Here is an 18,378-nt window from a genome sequence, read left to right on the forward strand (position 1 = left end):
AGGACACGTCAGTGTCCGTCTCGAAGGGCCTGCTGAGGAAGATGCGCAGCATCTGTCTCGAAGGGCCTGTCCCGAGCCTGCCGAAGGATTGTTTATCCCTCTCATTCCCGCTTGTGCGGGAATGGCAAAAAGGGACGGCAAGCCTGGAACATCCCGATCATAAAGTTGTCACTCCCCGGCTATCGTGATATCCTTCCGCGCTAAATTCTATACAAATTGCATATAAAAATATGTCCACAAATGAAGCAGCTATTAATTCATCACCCGGCATGACAGTCAGTGAAGGAAATGCCGGCACAGTAGTCTTCCCCCGCGTCAGCCAGCGGCAAATGGCTTGGCAAGACATCAGAGACGGCGTGCTCAACTGGCGCATCTGGCTGCTGCTGGCATACCAGGACATCAAACTGCGTTACCGGCGCTCGGTACTGGGGCCTTTCTGGATCACCCTCAGCATGGCCATCACGGTATACTCCATGGGTTACCTCTACAGCCATCTGTTTCATATGAATATCAACGAATACTTCCCTTATCTGGTCGCCGGCATGCTGGGCTGGTCTCTGGTATCCACCACAGTGACAGACACAGTGGAAACCTTTACCACGAATGACAGCATGCTCAAGCAAATCAAGCTGCCTTACAGTCTTTATGTTCACCGGATTGTTTCCAAGAATCTGATCATATTTTTTCACAATATCCTGGTCATCGTTCCCGTCATGATTATTTTTCATGACCAGGTCAGTCTGGGCTGGAATTCGCTGCTGTTATTCCCGGGGCTGCTGATCATCTACTTTAACTCCATCTGCTATGGACTGGTTTTTGCCATGGTCGGCGGGCGTTACCGCGATATTTCCCAGCTGATCAAAAGCCTGATCCAGGTCGTGTTTTTTGTGACCCCTATCATGTGGAAACCCAGTATCCTGCCCCCCAGCAAACAATTTATCGCTTACCTCAATCCGGTTTTCTCCTTTATTGAGTTGATACGCGCGCCCCTGATCGGTTACCCGCTGACCCTGACGAATATCCTGATGGTCGTTTTCATGACCCTCATCGGTGTCGCGGCCTGTTATTTCATCTTTGTCTCTCGCCGGGCAAGAATCATTTACTGGTTATAGGAATCGATATGGCACAGATTGATTTGCGCTCGGTGTTCGTTGAATTTCCCATCTTCAATCTCAGTTCACGCTCGCTGAAAAAACAATTCCTGAAACTCGCGACCGGCGGCAGTATTGTAAAAGACGCCAATGAGCATGTGCTGGTCAAGGCATTAAATGATATTACCCTCTCTTTTCATCACGGTGAACGCATAGGCTTGATCGGACATAACGGCTCCGGCAAAAGCACATTACTGCGGCTGCTTGCCAAGATATACGAACCATCCCGCGGCGATCTCCGCATCGACGGTCATGTTTCTCCCATGCTGGATTTTGTCATGGGCGTGGAAGCGGAATTCACCGGCTATGAAAATATCTACACCCGCGGCGTGCTGCTTGGGCTGACGCGCAAGGAAATCAAAAGACAAGTCCATGAAATCGCCGAACTGACCGGATTGGGAGATTACCTCTCCATGCCGGTGCGCACTTATTCATCCGGCATGAAAATCCGCCTGGCTTTCGCCATATCAACCAGCATCAAACCCGAAATCCTGCTCATTGATGAAGTATTTGGCGCCGGCGATTCCGATTTCATGGATCGGGCCAGACAAAAAATGATTTCCCTGCTGGACCAGTCCAGTATTGTCGTCATGGCCACCCATTCCGACGCCTTGATACGGGAGTTTTGCAACAAGGCCTTGCTGCTTGAAAATGGACAAATCAAATTCTTTGGTCCGGTGGATCAAGCCCTGGCAATTTATCACATGAAGAAACCGACTCAATAACAAGGAGACAATCAGGATGATAATCAGCCGCACCCCTTATCGCATTTCATTTTTTGGCGGAGGTACGGATTATCATACCTGGTATCAAAAACACGGCTCGGCTGTTCTCTCCACCACCATCAACCATTACTGTTATTTGCATTGCCGTAACCTCGCGCCGTTTTTCAAGCATAAATCGCGCATCGTCTGGTCGAAAATCGAAGAAGTCGCGCGGCATGCGGATATCCAGCACCCCGCTGTAAACGCCGTGCTTGAATACCTGCAGTTCAACCAGGGAATTGAAGTCAACCATCAAGGGGATTTGCCCGCGCGCTCAGGCCTGGGCTCCAGCTCCGCGTTCACGGTCGGCTTGCTGCATGCCGTGTACGGCTTGCGCGGCATGATGTCCAGCAAACGCGAACTGGCATGCGAAGCCATTCATATCGAGCGCGATATCCTGAAAGAAAACGTCGGCGTGCAAGACCAGATTGCCACCGCTTACGGCGGCCTCAATAAAATCCTGGTGCATCCCAGCGGAGATTTTGAAGTGACACCGCTGATCTTGCCTTACGGCCGCGCGCAGGAATTGCAAGACCATCTGCTGCTGTTCTTCACGGGCGTATCACGCACGGCTTCCGACATTGCCGCGGACAAGATCAAATCCATCCCGAATAAAAGCGATGAATTGCACGCCATGCGCCAAATGGTGGATGACGCGGAAAAAATCCTCTGCGACGGCGGAGACATTAACCGCTTTGGCGAATTGCTGCATGAAGCCTGGATGTTGAAGCGGCAGCTCAGCAGCAAAATCGCGCCCGCCTACGTGGATGAAATCTATGCCAAGGCGCGCGCAGCCGGCGCCGTTGGCGGCAAACTGCTGGGCGCGGGCGGCGGTGGCTTCATGCTGTTTTTTGTGGACCCGGAACGAAAGCTGGACGTCTGCGACGCTTTGGAAGAATTATTACTGGTGCCGTTTGAATTTGAATCCAGCGGATCGCAAATCATCTTTTATGATGATTCGCACTACAGCCAGATGGCCATGACCCGCCGCGATTACCGGCATTTGCGCAACCAGGACCTGGAAGACGAAGTCCCGCTGACCCGTGAACGGTTAACGCGTTTGCTGGCGGTTGAGTAATAAACCAGACATTTTTTACAGCTAACACCTTGTCAGACATTGAGGCGGAGAATAGACCATGAATAACAAACAGGCATTATTGAACAACTTGCACGATAATATCCGGGAATATTGCGACACGTATTTTGATTTTTCCTTCAACCCGGAAAAACCGGTGGTGCGGCTGCACGAACCCACCTCCGGCAGTGAAGAAATTTTCGCGGCGCTAGAAACCATGTTATCCACGTTCACCACCATGGGGAAAAAAGTCCGCGCCTTTGAAAACCAGTACGCGGCCTATAACGGCACCCAATACAGCGTCATGTCCAACTCCGGATCTTCCGCAAACCTGCTGGCGGTTGCCGCGCTCGCCAATCCGTTCACACCAGACCATCTGAAACCGGGCGATGAAGTGATTGTGCCCGCCCTCTCCTGGTCCACCACGATCTGGCCCATCATACAGCACAATCTCGTGCCGGTACTGGTGGATTGCGATCTCAATGATTTCAACCTGGATCTCGAAAAACTGGAACGCGCCATCGGCCCCAGAACCCGCGCCATCAAACTGGTGCATGTTTACGGCAATCCCTGCAACATGGATGCCGTCATGGCGCTGGCGAAAAAGCATAATCTGTTTGTCATTGAAGATTGCTGCGAAGCCATGGGCGCCGCTTACGACGGCAAGCCGGTAGGAAGTTTCGGCCTGGTCGGCAATTTCAGTTTCTTTTTCTCGCATCACATCAGCACCATGGAAGGCGGCATCTCGGTCACCAACGATTTCAATTTCACTGAAACCATGCGCATACTGCGCGCGCACGGCTGGTCGCGTGAAGCCGACGAACACCAGAAATATGTCAATCTTTATCCCGATATAGACCCGCGTTTCATCTTCATCAACCTGGGATATAACCTGCGCCCCACCGAAGTCAACGCGGCAATGGGGCAGTTACAATTACCCAAGCTGGACGGCTTGATAGACAAGCGCCGGGAAACCGCCGATTTTTACGCCAGGCACTTGTCCAGACACGCGGAATTCTTCCACTTCCAGCAGGAAACACCCAAAGGCAAACATGTCTGGTTCGGCTTCCCCGTCATTCTCAAGGACGGCACACCGTTCAGCGTGAAAGACATTACCGCTTACATGCAGCAGCACCACATTGAAACGCGGCCCATCATCGCCGGCAATATGGCGCGCCACCCTGCGTTCAACATGTATGAACACCGCGTCGCAGGCGATTTGTCCAGCGCGGACACCATCATGAAGAAAGGCTTTGCCTTTGCCTGCCATCACGCGGTTGACGAACGCGCGCGGCAATATGTGGTGGATACCATAGACGCGTTTGTGGAAGCCTTCCTGAACGGCCAGATCCAGAAGACAGCATAAGAGACCATGACCATGAAGACCAAAGTATTGATTTGCGGCGCGACCGGTTTTATCGGACGCAATCTGACCGAACAACTCAGCCGGCGCGCTGATCTTGAAATCCATGCGGTGCGCTTCCAGCGGCCGCAATATCACTGCCCCAACGTGATCTGGCACCATGCTGACTTGCGCAAACCGGAAGACATCGAGCGCGTGATCAAGGGCGTGGACGTGATCATCCAGGCCGCCGCCACCACGTCCGGATCCAAGGACATTGTGACGCGCCCCTACATACACGTGACGGACAATGCCGTGATGAATTCTCTGCTCTTCCGCGCCGCGTTCGAACACCAGGTCAAACACGTGGTCTTTTTCAGCTGCACGGTCATGTACCAGTCCAGCGAAACCGCGCTGAAAGAAAGCGATTTTGACGCCAACAAACCCTTGCATCCACGGTATTTCGGCGTGGGCAACACCAAACTGTACATTGAAAAAATGTGCGAATTCTACGCCGGCATTTCCGACATGAAATTCACGGCGATACGCCATTCCAATATTTACGGCGCCCATGACAAATTCGACCTGGAACGCAGCCATGTGTTTGGCGCAACCATCACCAAAGTCATGACCGCGAAAGACAAGATCACCGTCTGGGGCACGGGCGAAGAAGAACGCGACTTGCTTTACGCCGATGACCTGGTGAGTTTTGTCGAACTGGCCATGACGAAACAACCGGAAAAATACCGCTTGTATAACTGCGGACTGGGCCAGGCCATACCCATCAGGCAACTGGTGCAGAAAATCGTCGCCCACTCCGGCAAAGCCCTCACGATAGAACATGATTTGTCGCAGCCAACCATCAAAACCAGTTTGTTTCTGGACTGCTCCCTGGCCAAGCAAGAACTGGGCTGGGAACCCCGGGTGGATCTGGATGAAGGAATCAAGAGAACGCTGGCCTGGTGGCAGGAGAATGTGGGCAAGAAGGAAGTTGAGGCGGCGTAGGGGGAATGGGAATCATCATATTACGATTATGGACACAGAGATGACGAACGAATATATAAAATATATTCAGCCAAGAGCTTATATAAATGCGTTATCCAAAAGATTCTGGTTCATACATAGCCTTGGACTAGTAAAACCATTTCTACCGGATTGGCTAAAGTGCAACAAAAAACATCTAAAACATATACTAGGAAAAAGTGGATATTTACACGTTTACAATATAATAATTTCCTCATCACATAACGAAAAGGAAATGACGCTAAAACTTGCAAACTTCTTTAGTCAATGCGGACTGCCTGACTTGGCCGCATATGCTTATGAGGCATATCTGACATTCGAGAAAAATGATCCCAATTTACACATCTATCTACAAACATTGATGTACACGTCGCCAGATATTTTCGATCACAAATACATTTTTGATGCGCACACAAAATGGGGGAAAACTCTTGTTCGAACCCCAAAATATATGGATTACCCAAACGCTCTCACCTCAGACAGAAAATTAAAAATTGGTTATACTTGTCATTTCGTTACAAATTCAACCTCCTCAACCTTACTTCTTCCAATTTTAAAATCACATAATAGAAATAAAGTTGAAATATTCATGTATTCTGATCAGGATGCATCACAAACGCCAGATAATATACGAAAATATGCCGAACACTGGAGAGACACGCAACATCTAAATGATGATGATTTTTGTGACCTTATTCGCAGTGATCAAATCGACATCTTACTGGAACTCAATGGACATTGTGCAACAAATCGATATAGAGCATTAACCAGGAAGCCTGCCCCAATACAAATAAGCTACTATAATTACTCAAGCACTAGCGGCGTTCCAGAGATTGATTACATATTAGTAGGTGAAGAAGTTGGAATAGATAATTTACAGCCTTACTATTCAGAAACAATATATCACAAAAAAGGGATCATCATTGCCACACCCATATCTGATCATTTTCCGCCCGTGTCACCCCCTCCTTTTTTAAAAAACGGATATATCACTTTTGGCAGTTTTGGACAAGCACACAAAGTCTCGCACAAACAAATACAGTTGTGGTGCGAAGTTCTAAAGAAAGTCAGCAATAGTAGATTTTACATGAAAGCGAATGCTTTGGATTGTGAGGTTGTTCGCAGTGTTTTCATGAATCACTTTATAAACTCCGGAATCGACTCACACCGCATAATTCTAGAAGGGGGCTCCGACTATGAGACACTATTAAACTGCTATTCAAAGCTTGATATTACTCTTGATACTTATCCATTTGGTGGCGGTACAACACCTATAGAATCAATTATACAAGGTGTTCCAGTAATTACTCTCGTTGGAGAGAGATTCTGTTCTTGGCATGGTTATAACAACATGCACAATATTGGCCATGATGAATTTATTGCCCAGTCATCTGAAGAATTTGTAAATAAAGCAGTTAATCTGGCAAATGACAAGAATAAACTTGCAGATTATAGACGCACACTTAGAAGCAGCTTAGCTAATTCGCCACGAGGAGACATGAAACGATTTATTAATGAACTTGAAGAAGCATATACAGATATGTGGAATACTTATATAGAGTCTGTAAAAACTTCTATGTGACTTAAATTTAATGTCAAAGACAATTTGGCACGACGCAGTCATTTAATTTAAGCACTACCAACATGCATCTTGGATACATCAAGCTCATAAAAATCATGCTTAATGCTCCTCCCACCAAAGCCTTCTTTAAATTCAATAAGTCCTAAATTGAGATATTGGCCATTATTTTCATTAGAAATTCCGAAATCTATATAGCGCTTACAACTATATACATGTCCAATCAAATAGGAAAATAAAAAATCAAGTGCACCTATTTTTCTCCCACAATCGCTAGATGCAATATATTGGAAATGAGCTACCATATCAGTTTCGTAAACCAACACCCCCGCCAATAATTTATTTTCTTCGTATGCCCCAAAAAGTCTCAAATGAGAAGGGAATCGAGAAGATAATAATTTTATTTCATCTATACTATGCACAGGTTTTACTTTATACTTTGCAGCCAAGTTAGCCTCTAATATATTCCAAAACGCCTCATAATCATTAATTTCGTAAGCACATACATTATGCATTTTGGCTTTTTTTACCTGTCTAATTCTTCTGTTTTGAAATGGTATAGGGTTTTTTGAATCAATTACAGTTAAAATATCTCTTCTGTATAAATTTGCCCCATACGCAAATAAAGAATAATGATCTTCTTCAGAAGGACACTTATGATAAATACTCGGGATAGTTTTATATTGTAAATATTTAAAATTCTGATTCTGCATGGCCTGGAATAACATAACAAATATTCTATTCATCAGTGATTGAGTCATATCAGCACTTACAATGAAACCACCATATGTTAACCCCTCGTGAGATATTAATTTCTCATCTCTTCGATTAGCTGGAAACAATGCTAAGATATCATTTTTATTGTCATCAAAGATTAAAAAAGAGTTATCTTCATAGCGATCATTATGATATTCCATATATTCTCGCATCAACAAAAATGTTCCATTTTTACTTACTCTAACAAAATCATTCCATAATTCCAGATAATCTCTTGTATAGCGAACAAAATACATTCTTATTAATCTCCTAATAATGCATAACCCAACCCTGTTCGCCCAAAATCATTCCCGTTATAAAATAAATACGTTTTATTTTCGTAATCGATCACAGATGAATAACAAATCATCTCACTATCCCACCCATATGATGAAACATCTAGATTTAGCTCATCATCCTTTCGCTGCCAATGCGTGCCATCCAATGATTCAGCATAACCAAGCCTATATCCTTTCCCCTTGATTCTGATTGAATAAAACATCTTAAATATTCCATCTCTCTTGATCACATATGGCCTACCAAATCCATATTCATTTTCTCGCGAAATCGGTAAACATTCGAAACCACAGTCTCCCCAAGCGATGCCATCAATAGATTCAAGGTAATGTATAGAGTATTTAGGAACCATTTTATTCTCTAATTGTAGCCACTCACGGCCCGCCACATACCAACACTTAAATTTTCCTTCATCTTGCAAAACGCATGGTCCGCAACGAAAAAACAACTCACTATTACTTCTCTCTAACACAGGGGTACTTTTAAATTTTCTGAATGAGAGCCCATTGTTATCGCTAACTGCCAAACCTGTTAGCAACCGGTAACGTATTTTAGTGCATAACTCAAACCCAACATAATACAAATATTTTGTTTCGTTAGATAGCGTAACTATACTAGTACAAATTGCACCATTATCATCAAATGAACCTGGCATACCAACATCAACCAATGGCGACTCACCAATTTCCAAAATTTCTTTAGGATTTTCAGCTGATACAATTATATATCCAGTTCTACCAACTCCATTTTCATCACAACAACTTAGATAGATCCGAATTTTATGATCAATGATTTCGGGTGTAGGAATCATAGCATGCGACCTAGCCCAAGAAAGATTGCCATTGGGAAAGTATATTAGCCCTTGTTTAATCCACTTCATCATTCAAATCTACATTTTCAATGTCAAATATTTTATAGCTACTTACAAGTGCAGACTTTGAAACCACTCCCTTATATACGCAGCCAGGCTCCAAAATATCACGCATCACCACTGCTGATGCTCCAACAACAGAATCATCAGAAATTGAAATATTATTAGAAACAGTACTATTTACACCAAAGAAACAATTATTTCCAACCTTACAGTGGCCTGAAATCACTACATGCGAAGCAACGAAGCAGTTATCACCAATAGTCGTATGATGGCCAATGTGATTTCCACTCCAAAACACATTATTATTTCCAATAGATACAAACGGTTGTATGACGTTATTTTCAAAAATAAAACAGTGTTCGCCCAATCTAACATTAGGCCATACAAATGCTTTCGAACTTATATAAGATGCAATTTCATAGCCATATTTTTTGACTCGCGCATACAATCGAGAACGCAGACGATTCAATTGCGCATAAACCACAGCAACATAAACCGCATGTTCATTTGGATTATACAAATCAGGTAAATTTTCAAAAGGCACAACTGGCAATCCAAATAATTCTTTCTGATTTAAATATTTTTTTTCTACGGAAAATGCAACAACGCTATAATTAGAATCATGTGTAAAATACTCATATGCAATTTGCGCAAATGAGCTATCGCCAACAATTATTAGTTTACATTGCTTATTCATGCACGCCTTCTATGGCTTAATTATTAGTAAATCTTCACGACGGTTTGACATAGGTAAAGCAGCATCCTGTGGAATCAAATAGGTGTCATATCCAGCATTTCGATAGCGCATTAATAAACCCAACAAAACGCCATCATCAATTTGTTTTAAGTCTAATTGCATGTGATTTACTTCAGGCACAGTACTTGGATTATAATACTCTTTGTGATACTGAACACCTCTTTCTGTACTAAGAAATCGCCTCCTCTTCGATGCATTTGGAATATCTCCTATCAAAAATTGGCCGCCGGGCATTAGCAGTCCAAGTGCTACGTCAATAAAATCGAAAATATTTGCCTCAGTAAATACATATTGCAAAACACTATATGAAATTATTACATCGAATTTCTGGTGGAAGCTTAATATAAAATCCTTGCACATCTCAGGAAATGGGCCTTCTAATTTGGTAATAAATGAATCACTTGGCAAGTGAGTTAACATTTCGCAAGAATCTATAAAATATAATTTATGGTTTTTATTGCGACAAAAATCAGAAAGAATCAATGGTAATTGACTACAACCAGCACCAATATCTAAAATCATTTTATTAGCATCATTTAAATTGGAAAGCTTTCTAAGTATATCCGTAAAAATTGCCTCTTCTTTTCCCTGTCGATATACACTGGGGAAGCCAATTTTTTCATAACATGACAACGAATTATTTGTTGCCAATCTTTTAAAATCAGAATATGTTAAATTTTTAAAACGGTCATACTCAAATACAATATTATCACTCATGCCATTCTCACTGGTTAATATGATAGCCACTCATCACATAAGTCAGCCAAAATTTCAGCCTGCCTCATAAAACGCATATTTCCATTTCGTCTCACTATTTTGTTATTTCAAATAATAACATAATGTATAATCGCAGTTTTGGCATTATTGTAACTCTTTTGCGCAATAATTCAACAATCACTTGCTTTTTAAATAAATTTATTTATAAATTAGAATGTTTCAGGGCAAGATATGACCATCAAAAACTGCAAGCTCATTCACTTCAATAAAATTGAAGACCCTCGCGGCAGCTTGACACCCATCGAGGCCGGGAAAGATATCCCTTTCTCCATTAAACGCGCTTACTACCTATATGATGTCCCCAGCGGAGCTGCTCGAGCAGGCCATGCACATAAGGCATTGGAACAAATTGTACTGGCTATCAGCGGTAGTTTCGATGTGGTGGTTAAAGACGGCAATGAAAGTTATCGATACCATCTGAACCGTCCCTATATCGGCCTCTACCTCCCCAATATGGTATGGCGCGAGGTTGATAATTTTTCTGCAGGCGCCGTATGCTTCGTACTTGCTTCCCAACATTATGACGAGAGTGATTATTACCGTGACTATGAAAGCTACCTCAAGGCCTTTAACGCAAACCATCCCGTTTAATGATCTGCAATTACAACACCAGATAATCACAAATGAACTGGAAAGTGCTTTTGCGACAGTATTGAGATCAGGCTGGTTCATTCTAGGCAAAGAACTCAAAAAATTTGAAAATGAATTTGCCAATTATTGCGGAACGAAACATTGCATTGGTGTAGGCAACGGCCTGGATGCACTAGTACTCATTCTTAAAGCACTTGATATTGGTCCGGGTGATGAGGTCATCGTACCTGCTCATACCTTTATCGCTACATGGCTAGCAGTTACTCATGTTGGAGCTCGGCCTGTTCCTGTACTGACAGGTAAATTTCATACAATTGATCCAACAATGATCGAAAGCGCCATCACAACGAAGACAAAAGCAATTATTGCTGTCCACCTGTACGGCCACACCGCGGACATGAACGCTATTACAGCATCGTTAAAAAACCGCAATATTCATATTATTGAAGATGCCGCACAAGCTCATGGTGCAGCATATAAAGAAAAAAGGGCCGGTAATCTTGGAATAGCCGCGGGTTTCAGTTTCTATCCTGGAAAAAACCTGGGAGCTTTAGGCGATGCAGGCGGAATCACCACAAATGATGATGGCTTGGCAAAACATATCCGGGAGTTAAGAAATTATGGCTCAAGCACTAAATATCAACATAACATGCTTGGAGTCAATTCCAGGCTGGATGAAATACAAGCGGCATTATTATGTGTAAAATTAAAATATCTTGATAAGTGGAATCAAAGAAAAAACGAAATTGCCTCTCTATACCTGGATTCTCTCAAAAATTGTAAAACAGTCCGATTACCAATCAAGGCTGAATGGTCAACACATGCCTGGCACCAGTTCGTCATAGAATGTGACCAGCGAGATGCTTTACAAGCCTATCTTTCTGAGAAAGGCATCCAAACTCTAATTCATTATCCCAAAGCCAATCATTTACAAAACGCATATTACGCTCAATATGATGAATCCGCTTATATTTCCTATCAGAAACTTACCGAACGAATATTAAGTCTGCCCATATGTCCTACACTAACGAATGAGGCCATCGAATATGTTTGCACAGCTATAAAAAATTTCAATTCTTGAGCTGCCAACATATGTGTTTTATTTCTTATTAATATCGAGTCCAAAATCCCGCATATAATCACATTAAGAAAGATTGAAATGACTATATCTGGTATAGCTACCCCCTACTTATTCGCAAAATTCACTCTATCCTGATATGATTGCGCCTCAATTCAGTCATCATGATATACAAGCTACTGTTCAAATATTACACAGGATCAAACCATGAGCTTTTACACAGGCAAAAACGTTTTAGTCACTGGCGGCACGGGTCTTATCGGGCGCCCCCTCGTTGAAATGCTGCTCGCGCAAGGGGCAAAAGTCACTGTTGTTTCCCTGGATGACCCGTCCCGCGCTCCGCAAGGCGTGGTTTTCAAGCGCGCAGACTTGCGTGAATTCAGTAACTGCCTGGACATCTGCCAGGGTCAGGAAATCGTTTTTCAGCTCGCGGGCGTCAAAGGTTCTCCCGCCATGACCGCGAAGCGTCCAGCCAGTTTTTTTGTACCGACTATTACCTTTAGCATCAACATGATGGAAGCCGCCCGCCGCGCCGGCGCCGAACGCTTTCTGTTCACCAGCTCGGTGGGAGTTTATTCGCCCGCTGAAGTCTTTTATGAAGACGATGTCTGGAAGACGTTCCCTTCCCCCAATGACCGCTTCGCCGGCTGGGCCAAGCGCATGGGAGAATTACAGGCGGAAGCTTACAAAATCGAATATAACTGGGACAAGATTTCCATCGTCCGCCCGGCCAATGTTTACGGCCCTTATGACAATTTCGACCCTGCCAACGCCATGGTTATCCCTTCGCTGATCAAACGCGCCATGGATGGTGAAACACCGTTGACCGTCTGGGGAGACGGCTCGCCCATACGCGATTTTATCCACGCCCGCGACGTGGCCCGCGGCATGCTGCTGGCCGTGGAAAAAGGCATTAATGAACCCATTAACCTGGGCAGCGGAACCGGGGTGACCATCAAACAAATAGCTGAAATCGTGGCTGCCAGCATCCCCGGCGGCCCTGTTGAACTGGTTTGGGATATTACCAAGCCTAAAGGCGACGCCAAACGCCTGATGGACATGACCCGCGCGCACTCTTACGGATTCGCGCCGGAAGTTTCCATAGAACAAGGCATACAGGAAACCATCGCGTGGTATGCGCAAAACCGCAGCGCGGCGGATAACCGTTACAATGCCTTTACTGAAAAAGCCCATTTACCTGCTGAACAGGCCAGAGCATGAAGAAGATCGCCATAGTCACCGGCGCCAGCCGCGGAATCGGAGCCGCCACCGCCAGACACCTGGCGGAACAAGGCTATGCTGTATGCGTGAATTATCACAGTGCAAAAGACAAGGCGGATGAATTGGTCCAGTCAATCCGGGACAAGAACGGCGAAGCCATTGCCGTGAAAGCCGACATGGGCAGCGAAGCCGATATCCTGCAATTATTCGCCGCCGTGGATCAAGAATGGGGGCCGCTCACCGCACTGGTCAATAATGCGGGAACCAACGGCGGCATTTGCGAGGTGGAAAATATCACCGCGGAATGTTTGCACACCGTGTTTGCCACGAATGTTTATGGAACATTTCTTGCCTGCCGCGAAGCGGTCAAGCGCATGAAAGCGCACGGCGGCGCCATTGTGAATGTTTCATCCGAAGCCGCGAAGTTCGGCGGCAACAAGCTGGCACACTATGCCGCGTCAAAAGCCGCGATCAACACATTCACCGTCGGTTTTGCGCGCGAAGTCGCGCCTTATGGCATTCGCGTCAACACCGTCAGCCCGGGCGTCATTGATACCGAAATACATCATGCCTCCCCGCCTGATCGCATTGCCAATTTACTGAAGACCCTGCCCATGGGCAGAATGGGTTCGCCGGAAGAAGTCGCGGAAATGATCGCCTGGCTGCTATCGGAAAAAGCCTCATATGTCAGCGGCGCCGTCTTGCCGGTCACGGGGTCGAGATAACAGGTCAACCGTATTCAATAATATGAATGGATTCAAATCATGATGGATCATGTCAAATCACTTATCGCTCGCTACACACAAAAAAAACGTTATTTCATCATTGCGTCGCACGGACAAACCGCCACACTCTGGCTGGCCAGCGCCTTAAACCAACATCAAAAGATTTTTTGCACACATGGTTATTCCTATCCGGTGGAATCCGCAGATGGACGTGACCACACACCGGAACAGGAGCAAAGACGCATTCAGGCGACCAATGATCGCTTCTGGGATCTTTCTGTCCATGCCTATTTAAAAGAATTGGAAGAAGCCGCCTCCAAGCCCGTCATAGGCAATGTCCATGCTTTCACTATCGGCCGTCTACTGGATCTGCTGCCAGCCTGCCCCAAAGAAACACGCCGGCACCTGACTCTCATGAACATGGTACGCCACCCGGTTTCACGAACAGTTTCGACTTACAAATGCTGGACTAATGAACATGATGAAACTGTCATCGCGCCATTCGTGGAAAAGGATTTCAATACACGCTGCAATCATATCATTGATTATCTGACCAGCCGGCACGCCATTGATTTCAACAACAACCGGAATAAGAATTTCGTTGCTTGTCTGCTGGTCATGGAAGACATTACCCGCGACGCCAGACTGGCTGAGAAAAAGAAGATTCACAATATCAAATATGAAGATATCACCTCCGATATGGATTATCTGGGTAAAATTACGCGCCAGCTGTTAGGCTGGCGGCATAAACTTAGCGCTTCCGAATTGGAACAAATGTTCAGCCAGAACAGGATAAACCGCCACAATAAACAACAGGCTGCCACGCCGGATCAATATTTTGAAAACTGGAATGACTGGCAGCGGGACGGTTTCAAATTCATTGCTCAACGCAATGACATGAAGAACGTCTATTCCCGGCAAGGCTATGATTTTTCATTTTTAAATTCGCTCTAGACCCGAGATCAAGACACAATTTTGTGTTTTAAATGAGCGGTTTCAACCTCGTTACACCTCTTTGCTGCCAGACAATAAGGTATACTATCTATAATAATAAAATCTCACTGATCAGGATTTTCTCATGGAATCATCCCGCGACGAGATAAAAGCAGAGTCCAGTCAACAAGGTAAAAGCCGGACCTTATACCTGGATATCATGGGCAACCCCATACCCGATCCCAGGGAAAGAATACGCGCGCTTAATAAACCCATAGTGGATGCCGGTGAATTGGTGTCGCAACTGAATGACCGATATGGCAGCTGGACACGGGAAGAAAAACGTCTTTTTGATCAGGCAGCCGTTTTGTCGCAGAAATCGCCCGTGGAAAAAGTGGATTACCTGGCCATGGATTCCGAATCCGGCATAGGCATCACGGAATTATGGGGCATACGCAACACGCAGGAAGACCGCGTCGCGTTCGGCAGACTTGCCGAATTGCAGGGACTATCTCCCAAGGATGTTGAAGCGGTGTTATGCAACACCCCGCTGATCATTCAAAAACTGGTCACAGCCAATGAGCTGGGCCTGCATCAAGGTTCTACACTGTGCACGTCCGTGGTCCAAGGCAACCAGGTATTCACGGCAAATATCGGCGACAGCACCGCGTTTGCCTGTGTCATTGACAAAAACGGCAAAGTCACGCTGACACAGTTAAACAAAGTCATTCATCATCCGGAAAACGGCCGGCTGCGAAGCAAAAAATCAGGTACCACCTTGTCTGTGTCGCGCGCCATCGGCGACCGCCAGTTTGAAGAAGAAGGGCTGATGCATGAATCCGATTTTTATGCCGACACGATAGCCATTCCCAATGGCGGCAGAGCGTTTATCATTACCGCCTGCGACGGATTGATGGATCCGGCCTGGAATATGTCCAGGGAAGAAATTGAAAAATTCATAGAATCAATTTATAGCAAGAATCCTGGTATTTCAGCCATACTGCTCTCCCAGTTACTGGCGGAAGAAGCCTTGCGCCGGGGAAGCACGGATAATATTTCCGTCATGGCGGTGGAAATGAAACCGGAAAAAAAGACGCCCGTCTTTATGAGCGTCTTTGACGGACACGGCGGCGATGAAATATCGGAAGCGCTCAGCCAGCTGTATGAACCCGTTCTGAAAAGCCAGATAGGGTTAGCCAATATCATGGCCGTTGCGCCAGGAATGAAAGACGCCGTGGAAGCCATGTGGATGGAAACGCTGCATGGCAAGGACATTCATGGCATACGGGAAATCCTGGAATTTTTTAATGATGACATCTTGCCTGCGCTGCTGTTTATCAGCTCGCGTCAGCCCAATATGACTGATGAACAAATCAAAGCCGTTATTGGCGCGGCGAAACAACTGGTTTTAATGAAAGAAGCCAGCACTGCTATCATCAATATGATTGAAAAATCATTCAGGCTATATTTTTCGGGTGTGGAATTTGATCTTCTCAAGACACCGCTTGACCGTGCACGCGAGATGATGCAATCCTCCCTGCGGGATGCGCAAGCCATGTTCAAACAAGGCGCTTCCGCTGATGAGATCAGAAACTTCAGAAGGGATATGTTTTCCTCCATTCAGGAATTGGAACCGTTATGCAAGGTCGGCGCGATTATTCTGTCCATACGCAAACAATATGATAAGAATATGCCGGCCAGCTTCGATCCCGCATTTGATGCCCACAAGGGAAATGAAAAGCGCAAAGCAGAGATAAAATCCATTGAGAACGCCTTGATTTCAGCTTTCAAGACTTATCCTGAAAAAAAACCCTCTGAAATCATCAAAACCTTGCTGGAGCAGCTGCAACATTCAAAGGATAAAACCATTCAGGACCATGGAAAAAGCTTGTTCAAGAGTGATTTGGCTCAAGCTTTGATAAAAGCCGTCGCGTCAATCGAAAGAATTCAACAGAATATCACACACGCTGAAACCAGACGGAGTGAGTTCAAAACATAGGAGAACCAGACAAATGAACAACCGTCATTTTGTCTTGAAAAAAAACACGCAGCGCACACTTCTGCGGTGCGGATATCTTTCCCTGATTTATCTCTTTGCCTCCGGCTGCCTGGCGGGAGCGTCCACGCCGGCATTTGACGATCAGATCAACCAGACTCTGGCTTCTCATTATGAAAAATACAAACAGGACGAATATTTTTCCGGCATTGCCTTGTCCATTTATTTGCCGGATAAAACGAAGCCGTCAGAAATCCGGAATTATTTCATCGGCAATGTTTCTCACGAACCGGGAAGCGCGAAAATTTCCCGTGATACTTTGTTTCAAATCGGCAGCATCACCAAATCGTTCACCGCTGCACTGGTCTTGCAGCTAGAAAAACCGGGGAAACTGAGCCTGAAGGACACAATCAAAAAATGGCTGCCGGATTATCCCAAATGGTCGTCCGTCAACCTCCACAGCATGTTAAATATGACCAGCGGATTGCCCAATTATTCCGACACTCCGTTATGGAATGCCGCGGTTTATAATAATCTCTCACGCGAATGGAGCGATGCCGAACTCCTGGCTTTTGTCTACCCGAAAAATCAGTTTAATCCGCCTCTGAAAGACGGGTATTTTTACACCAACACCGGATATATCCTTGCCAGTCTGATCGCGGAAAAAGCGGCGGGCATGTCTATCAAACAAATGTATGAAAATCAGTTGTTCAAGCCCGCCGGGCTCTCTCACACTTTTTATCCCGTTCCCAGAGTGGATCCTGACCAGCAGCGCAGACTGGCGCACGGATATAATTACAATCAATATGATAATCCGGCGCTGGTGGGCAAGGATGTCACCGCAAACAGCATGACCTGGGCGAGAGCCGCCGGCGGCCTCATCTCCACCAGTGAAGACGTGATCAAATGGGTGAAAGCCTTGTTTGTTGATAACACGATTCTGGATGCAACGCAGAAATCCAAGTTAATGGAACTGGTTTCCACACAAACCGGAAAGCCCATCAAACAAACCACAAAAGATGATCCGCGCGGTTTTGGTCTGGGTGTCATTCAGGGATTCGATGCGGATACAGTGAATGGTCATTACTGGTTTTATGAAGGACAAACGCTAGGCTTTCGGGCATTGTATTTATATAAAGCCTGCAACGGCATCATCATCTCCACGATTTTCAACAGCTCGACCAACAGTGAAAATGATCAGGGCGGCAAGCTGTTAATTCAGACTTACAAGCAGATCATGACAGCTTATCCTGAGTATCAATGCAAGGATTAATCGCCTGTCTTGAATATATGCCTGACATTGCAGGGGTTCCCGCTTGCGCGGGAATGACAAAAAGGGTGTGGGAATGAGAGAGATGAACAGCCCTTCGACAGGCTTAGGACAGGCCCTTCGAGACGGCACTACGTGCCTCCTCAGGGCGAACGGGTTTAGTATTTTC

The 18,378-nt window shown here is 45.5% G+C and carries 17 protein-coding genes; 13 read left to right on the plus strand and 4 right to left on the minus strand.

Annotation, left to right across the window (positions count from 1 at the left end):
• The first annotated feature begins 230 nt into the window (after positions 1-230).
• From AQULUS_RS08765 to AQULUS_RS08790, 6 genes are all read left to right on the plus strand, one after another.
• Positions 231-1,112, plus strand: a complete 882-nt coding sequence (locus tag AQULUS_RS08765; RefSeq protein ID WP_148339782.1) for an ABC transporter permease — start codon at positions 231-233, stop codon at positions 1,110-1,112.
• 8 nt (positions 1,113-1,120) lie between these two features.
• Positions 1,121-1,876 (plus strand): ABC transporter ATP-binding protein, encoded by a 756-nt coding sequence (locus tag AQULUS_RS08770; RefSeq protein WP_148339784.1) that lies wholly within the window; start codon positions 1,121-1,123, stop codon positions 1,874-1,876.
• A 16-nt stretch (positions 1,877-1,892) separates the two neighbouring features.
• The gene (locus AQULUS_RS08775) at positions 1,893-2,993 is read left to right on the plus strand and encodes a GHMP family kinase ATP-binding protein (RefSeq protein WP_148339786.1); all 1,101 of its coding nucleotides are present in this window, start codon (positions 1,893-1,895) and stop codon (positions 2,991-2,993) included.
• Positions 2,994-3,051: 58 nt separating this feature from the next.
• Positions 3,052-4,356 (plus strand): DegT/DnrJ/EryC1/StrS family aminotransferase, encoded by a 1,305-nt coding sequence (locus AQULUS_RS08780; RefSeq protein ID WP_148339788.1) that lies wholly within the window; start codon positions 3,052-3,054, stop codon positions 4,354-4,356.
• 12 nt (positions 4,357-4,368) lie between these two features.
• Entirely contained in the window at positions 4,369-5,337 is a 969-nt protein-coding gene (locus AQULUS_RS08785; RefSeq protein ID WP_172622801.1) for an NAD-dependent epimerase/dehydratase family protein, read from the plus strand.
• Positions 5,338-5,590: 253 nt separating this feature from the next.
• Positions 5,591-6,937, plus strand: coding sequence for an O-linked N-acetylglucosamine transferase, SPINDLY family protein (locus tag AQULUS_RS08790; protein ID WP_172622802.1), 1,347 nt, complete (start codon positions 5,591-5,593; stop codon positions 6,935-6,937).
• Positions 6,938-6,984: 47 nt separating this feature from the next.
• Here AQULUS_RS08790 and AQULUS_RS08795 read toward each other — a convergent pair whose 3' ends face one another.
• The 4 genes from AQULUS_RS08795 to AQULUS_RS08810 are packed head-to-tail and all read right to left on the minus strand — an operon-like array spanning position 6,985 to position 10,335.
• Positions 6,985-7,947, minus strand: coding sequence for a GNAT family N-acetyltransferase (locus AQULUS_RS08795; protein ID WP_148339796.1), 963 nt, complete (start codon positions 7,945-7,947; stop codon positions 6,985-6,987).
• Between the two features lie 5 nt (positions 7,948-7,952).
• Positions 7,953-8,870 (minus strand): glycoside hydrolase family protein, encoded by a 918-nt coding sequence (locus AQULUS_RS08800; protein WP_197737307.1) that lies wholly within the window; start codon positions 8,868-8,870, stop codon positions 7,953-7,955.
• Positions 8,854-9,558 carry an acetyltransferase gene (locus AQULUS_RS08805; protein WP_148339797.1) on the minus strand — a complete coding sequence of 235 codons (705 nt, stop codon included), beginning with the start codon at positions 9,556-9,558 and terminating at the stop codon, positions 8,854-8,856. Before AQULUS_RS08805 ends, AQULUS_RS08800 begins: the two co-directional genes overlap by 17 nt.
• A 9-nt stretch (positions 9,559-9,567) precedes the next feature.
• Positions 9,568-10,335, minus strand: coding sequence for a class I SAM-dependent methyltransferase (locus AQULUS_RS08810; protein ID WP_197737308.1), 768 nt, complete (start codon positions 10,333-10,335; stop codon positions 9,568-9,570).
• Between the two features lie 231 nt (positions 10,336-10,566).
• On the opposite strand from AQULUS_RS08810, the gene AQULUS_RS08815 reads away from it, so the two are divergent.
• The 7 genes from AQULUS_RS08815 to AQULUS_RS08845 all read left to right on the plus strand — a co-directional run bounded on the left by AQULUS_RS08815 (position 10,567) and on the right by AQULUS_RS08845 (position 18,212).
• A complete protein-coding gene (locus AQULUS_RS08815; RefSeq protein ID WP_148339798.1) occupies positions 10,567-10,986 on the plus strand; it encodes a sugar 3,4-ketoisomerase in 420 nt (139 codons plus the stop codon).
• Positions 10,943-12,067: a DegT/DnrJ/EryC1/StrS family aminotransferase gene (locus AQULUS_RS08820; protein ID WP_148339799.1), complete on the plus strand. Its 1,125-nt coding sequence runs from the start codon at positions 10,943-10,945 to the stop codon at positions 12,065-12,067. The genes AQULUS_RS08815 and AQULUS_RS08820 overlap by 44 nt, the downstream gene beginning before the upstream one ends.
• 204 nt (positions 12,068-12,271) lie before the next feature.
• Entirely contained in the window at positions 12,272-13,285 is a 1,014-nt protein-coding gene (locus AQULUS_RS08825; RefSeq protein WP_148339800.1) for an NAD-dependent epimerase/dehydratase family protein, read from the plus strand.
• On the plus strand, positions 13,282-14,010 hold the full coding sequence (locus AQULUS_RS08830; protein WP_148339801.1) for an SDR family oxidoreductase: 729 nt from the start codon (positions 13,282-13,284) through the stop codon (positions 14,008-14,010). The genes AQULUS_RS08825 and AQULUS_RS08830 overlap by 4 nt, the downstream gene beginning before the upstream one ends.
• A gap of 39 nt (positions 14,011-14,049) precedes the next feature.
• The gene (locus AQULUS_RS08835) at positions 14,050-14,964 is read left to right on the plus strand and encodes a sulfotransferase family 2 domain-containing protein (RefSeq protein ID WP_148339802.1); all 915 of its coding nucleotides are present in this window, start codon (positions 14,050-14,052) and stop codon (positions 14,962-14,964) included.
• A gap of 124 nt (positions 14,965-15,088) precedes the next feature.
• Positions 15,089-16,942, plus strand: coding sequence for a PP2C family serine/threonine-protein phosphatase (locus tag AQULUS_RS08840; RefSeq protein WP_148339803.1), 1,854 nt, complete (start codon positions 15,089-15,091; stop codon positions 16,940-16,942).
• 13 nt (positions 16,943-16,955) lie between these two features.
• Entirely contained in the window at positions 16,956-18,212 is a 1,257-nt protein-coding gene (locus AQULUS_RS08845) for a serine hydrolase domain-containing protein (RefSeq protein ID WP_148339804.1), read from the plus strand.
• Positions 18,213-18,378: the final 166 nt, after the last annotated feature.

The sequence above is a fragment of the Aquicella siphonis genome, from assembly GCF_902459485.1.
In the GTDB taxonomy this organism is placed as follows: domain Bacteria; phylum Pseudomonadota; class Gammaproteobacteria; order DSM-16500; family DSM-16500; genus Aquicella; species Aquicella siphonis.

Excerpts from the sequence above, each read along its gene's own strand:
- AQULUS_RS08820 (WP_148339799.1), top strand. The coding sequence starts at position 10,943 with ATGAAAGCTACCTCAAGGCCTTTAACGCAAACCATCCCGTTTAATGAT.
- AQULUS_RS08780 (WP_148339788.1), top strand. The coding sequence starts at position 3,052 with ATGAATAACAAACAGGCATTATTGAACAACTTGCACGATAATATCCGG.
- AQULUS_RS08825 (WP_148339800.1), top strand. The coding sequence starts at position 12,272 with ATGAGCTTTTACACAGGCAAAAACGTTTTAGTCACTGGCGGCACGGGT.
- AQULUS_RS08785 (WP_172622801.1), top strand. The coding sequence starts at position 4,369 with ATGAAGACCAAAGTATTGATTTGCGGCGCGACCGGTTTTATCGGACGC.
- AQULUS_RS08835 (WP_148339802.1), top strand. The coding sequence starts at position 14,050 with ATGATGGATCATGTCAAATCACTTATCGCTCGCTACACACAAAAAAAA.
- AQULUS_RS08830 (WP_148339801.1), top strand. The coding sequence starts at position 13,282 with ATGAAGAAGATCGCCATAGTCACCGGCGCCAGCCGCGGAATCGGAGCC.
- AQULUS_RS08770 (WP_148339784.1), top strand. The coding sequence starts at position 1,121 with ATGGCACAGATTGATTTGCGCTCGGTGTTCGTTGAATTTCCCATCTTC.
- AQULUS_RS08800 (WP_197737307.1), bottom strand. The coding sequence starts at position 8,870 with ATGATGAAGTGGATTAAACAAGGGCTAATATACTTTCCCAATGGCAAT.
- AQULUS_RS08775 (WP_148339786.1), top strand. The coding sequence starts at position 1,893 with ATGATAATCAGCCGCACCCCTTATCGCATTTCATTTTTTGGCGGAGGT.
- AQULUS_RS08765 (WP_148339782.1), top strand. The coding sequence starts at position 231 with ATGTCCACAAATGAAGCAGCTATTAATTCATCACCCGGCATGACAGTC.
- AQULUS_RS08805 (WP_148339797.1), bottom strand. The coding sequence starts at position 9,558 with ATGAATAAGCAATGTAAACTAATAATTGTTGGCGATAGCTCATTTGCG.
- AQULUS_RS08790 (WP_172622802.1), top strand. The coding sequence starts at position 5,591 with ATGACGCTAAAACTTGCAAACTTCTTTAGTCAATGCGGACTGCCTGAC.
- AQULUS_RS08815 (WP_148339798.1), top strand. The coding sequence starts at position 10,567 with ATGACCATCAAAAACTGCAAGCTCATTCACTTCAATAAAATTGAAGAC.
- AQULUS_RS08795 (WP_148339796.1), bottom strand. The coding sequence starts at position 7,947 with ATGTATTTTGTTCGCTATACAAGAGATTATCTGGAATTATGGAATGAT.
- AQULUS_RS08840 (WP_148339803.1), top strand. The coding sequence starts at position 15,089 with ATGGAATCATCCCGCGACGAGATAAAAGCAGAGTCCAGTCAACAAGGT.
- AQULUS_RS08845 (WP_148339804.1), top strand. The coding sequence starts at position 16,956 with ATGAACAACCGTCATTTTGTCTTGAAAAAAAACACGCAGCGCACACTT.
- AQULUS_RS08810 (WP_197737308.1), bottom strand. The coding sequence starts at position 10,335 with ATGAGTGATAATATTGTATTTGAGTATGACCGTTTTAAAAATTTAACA.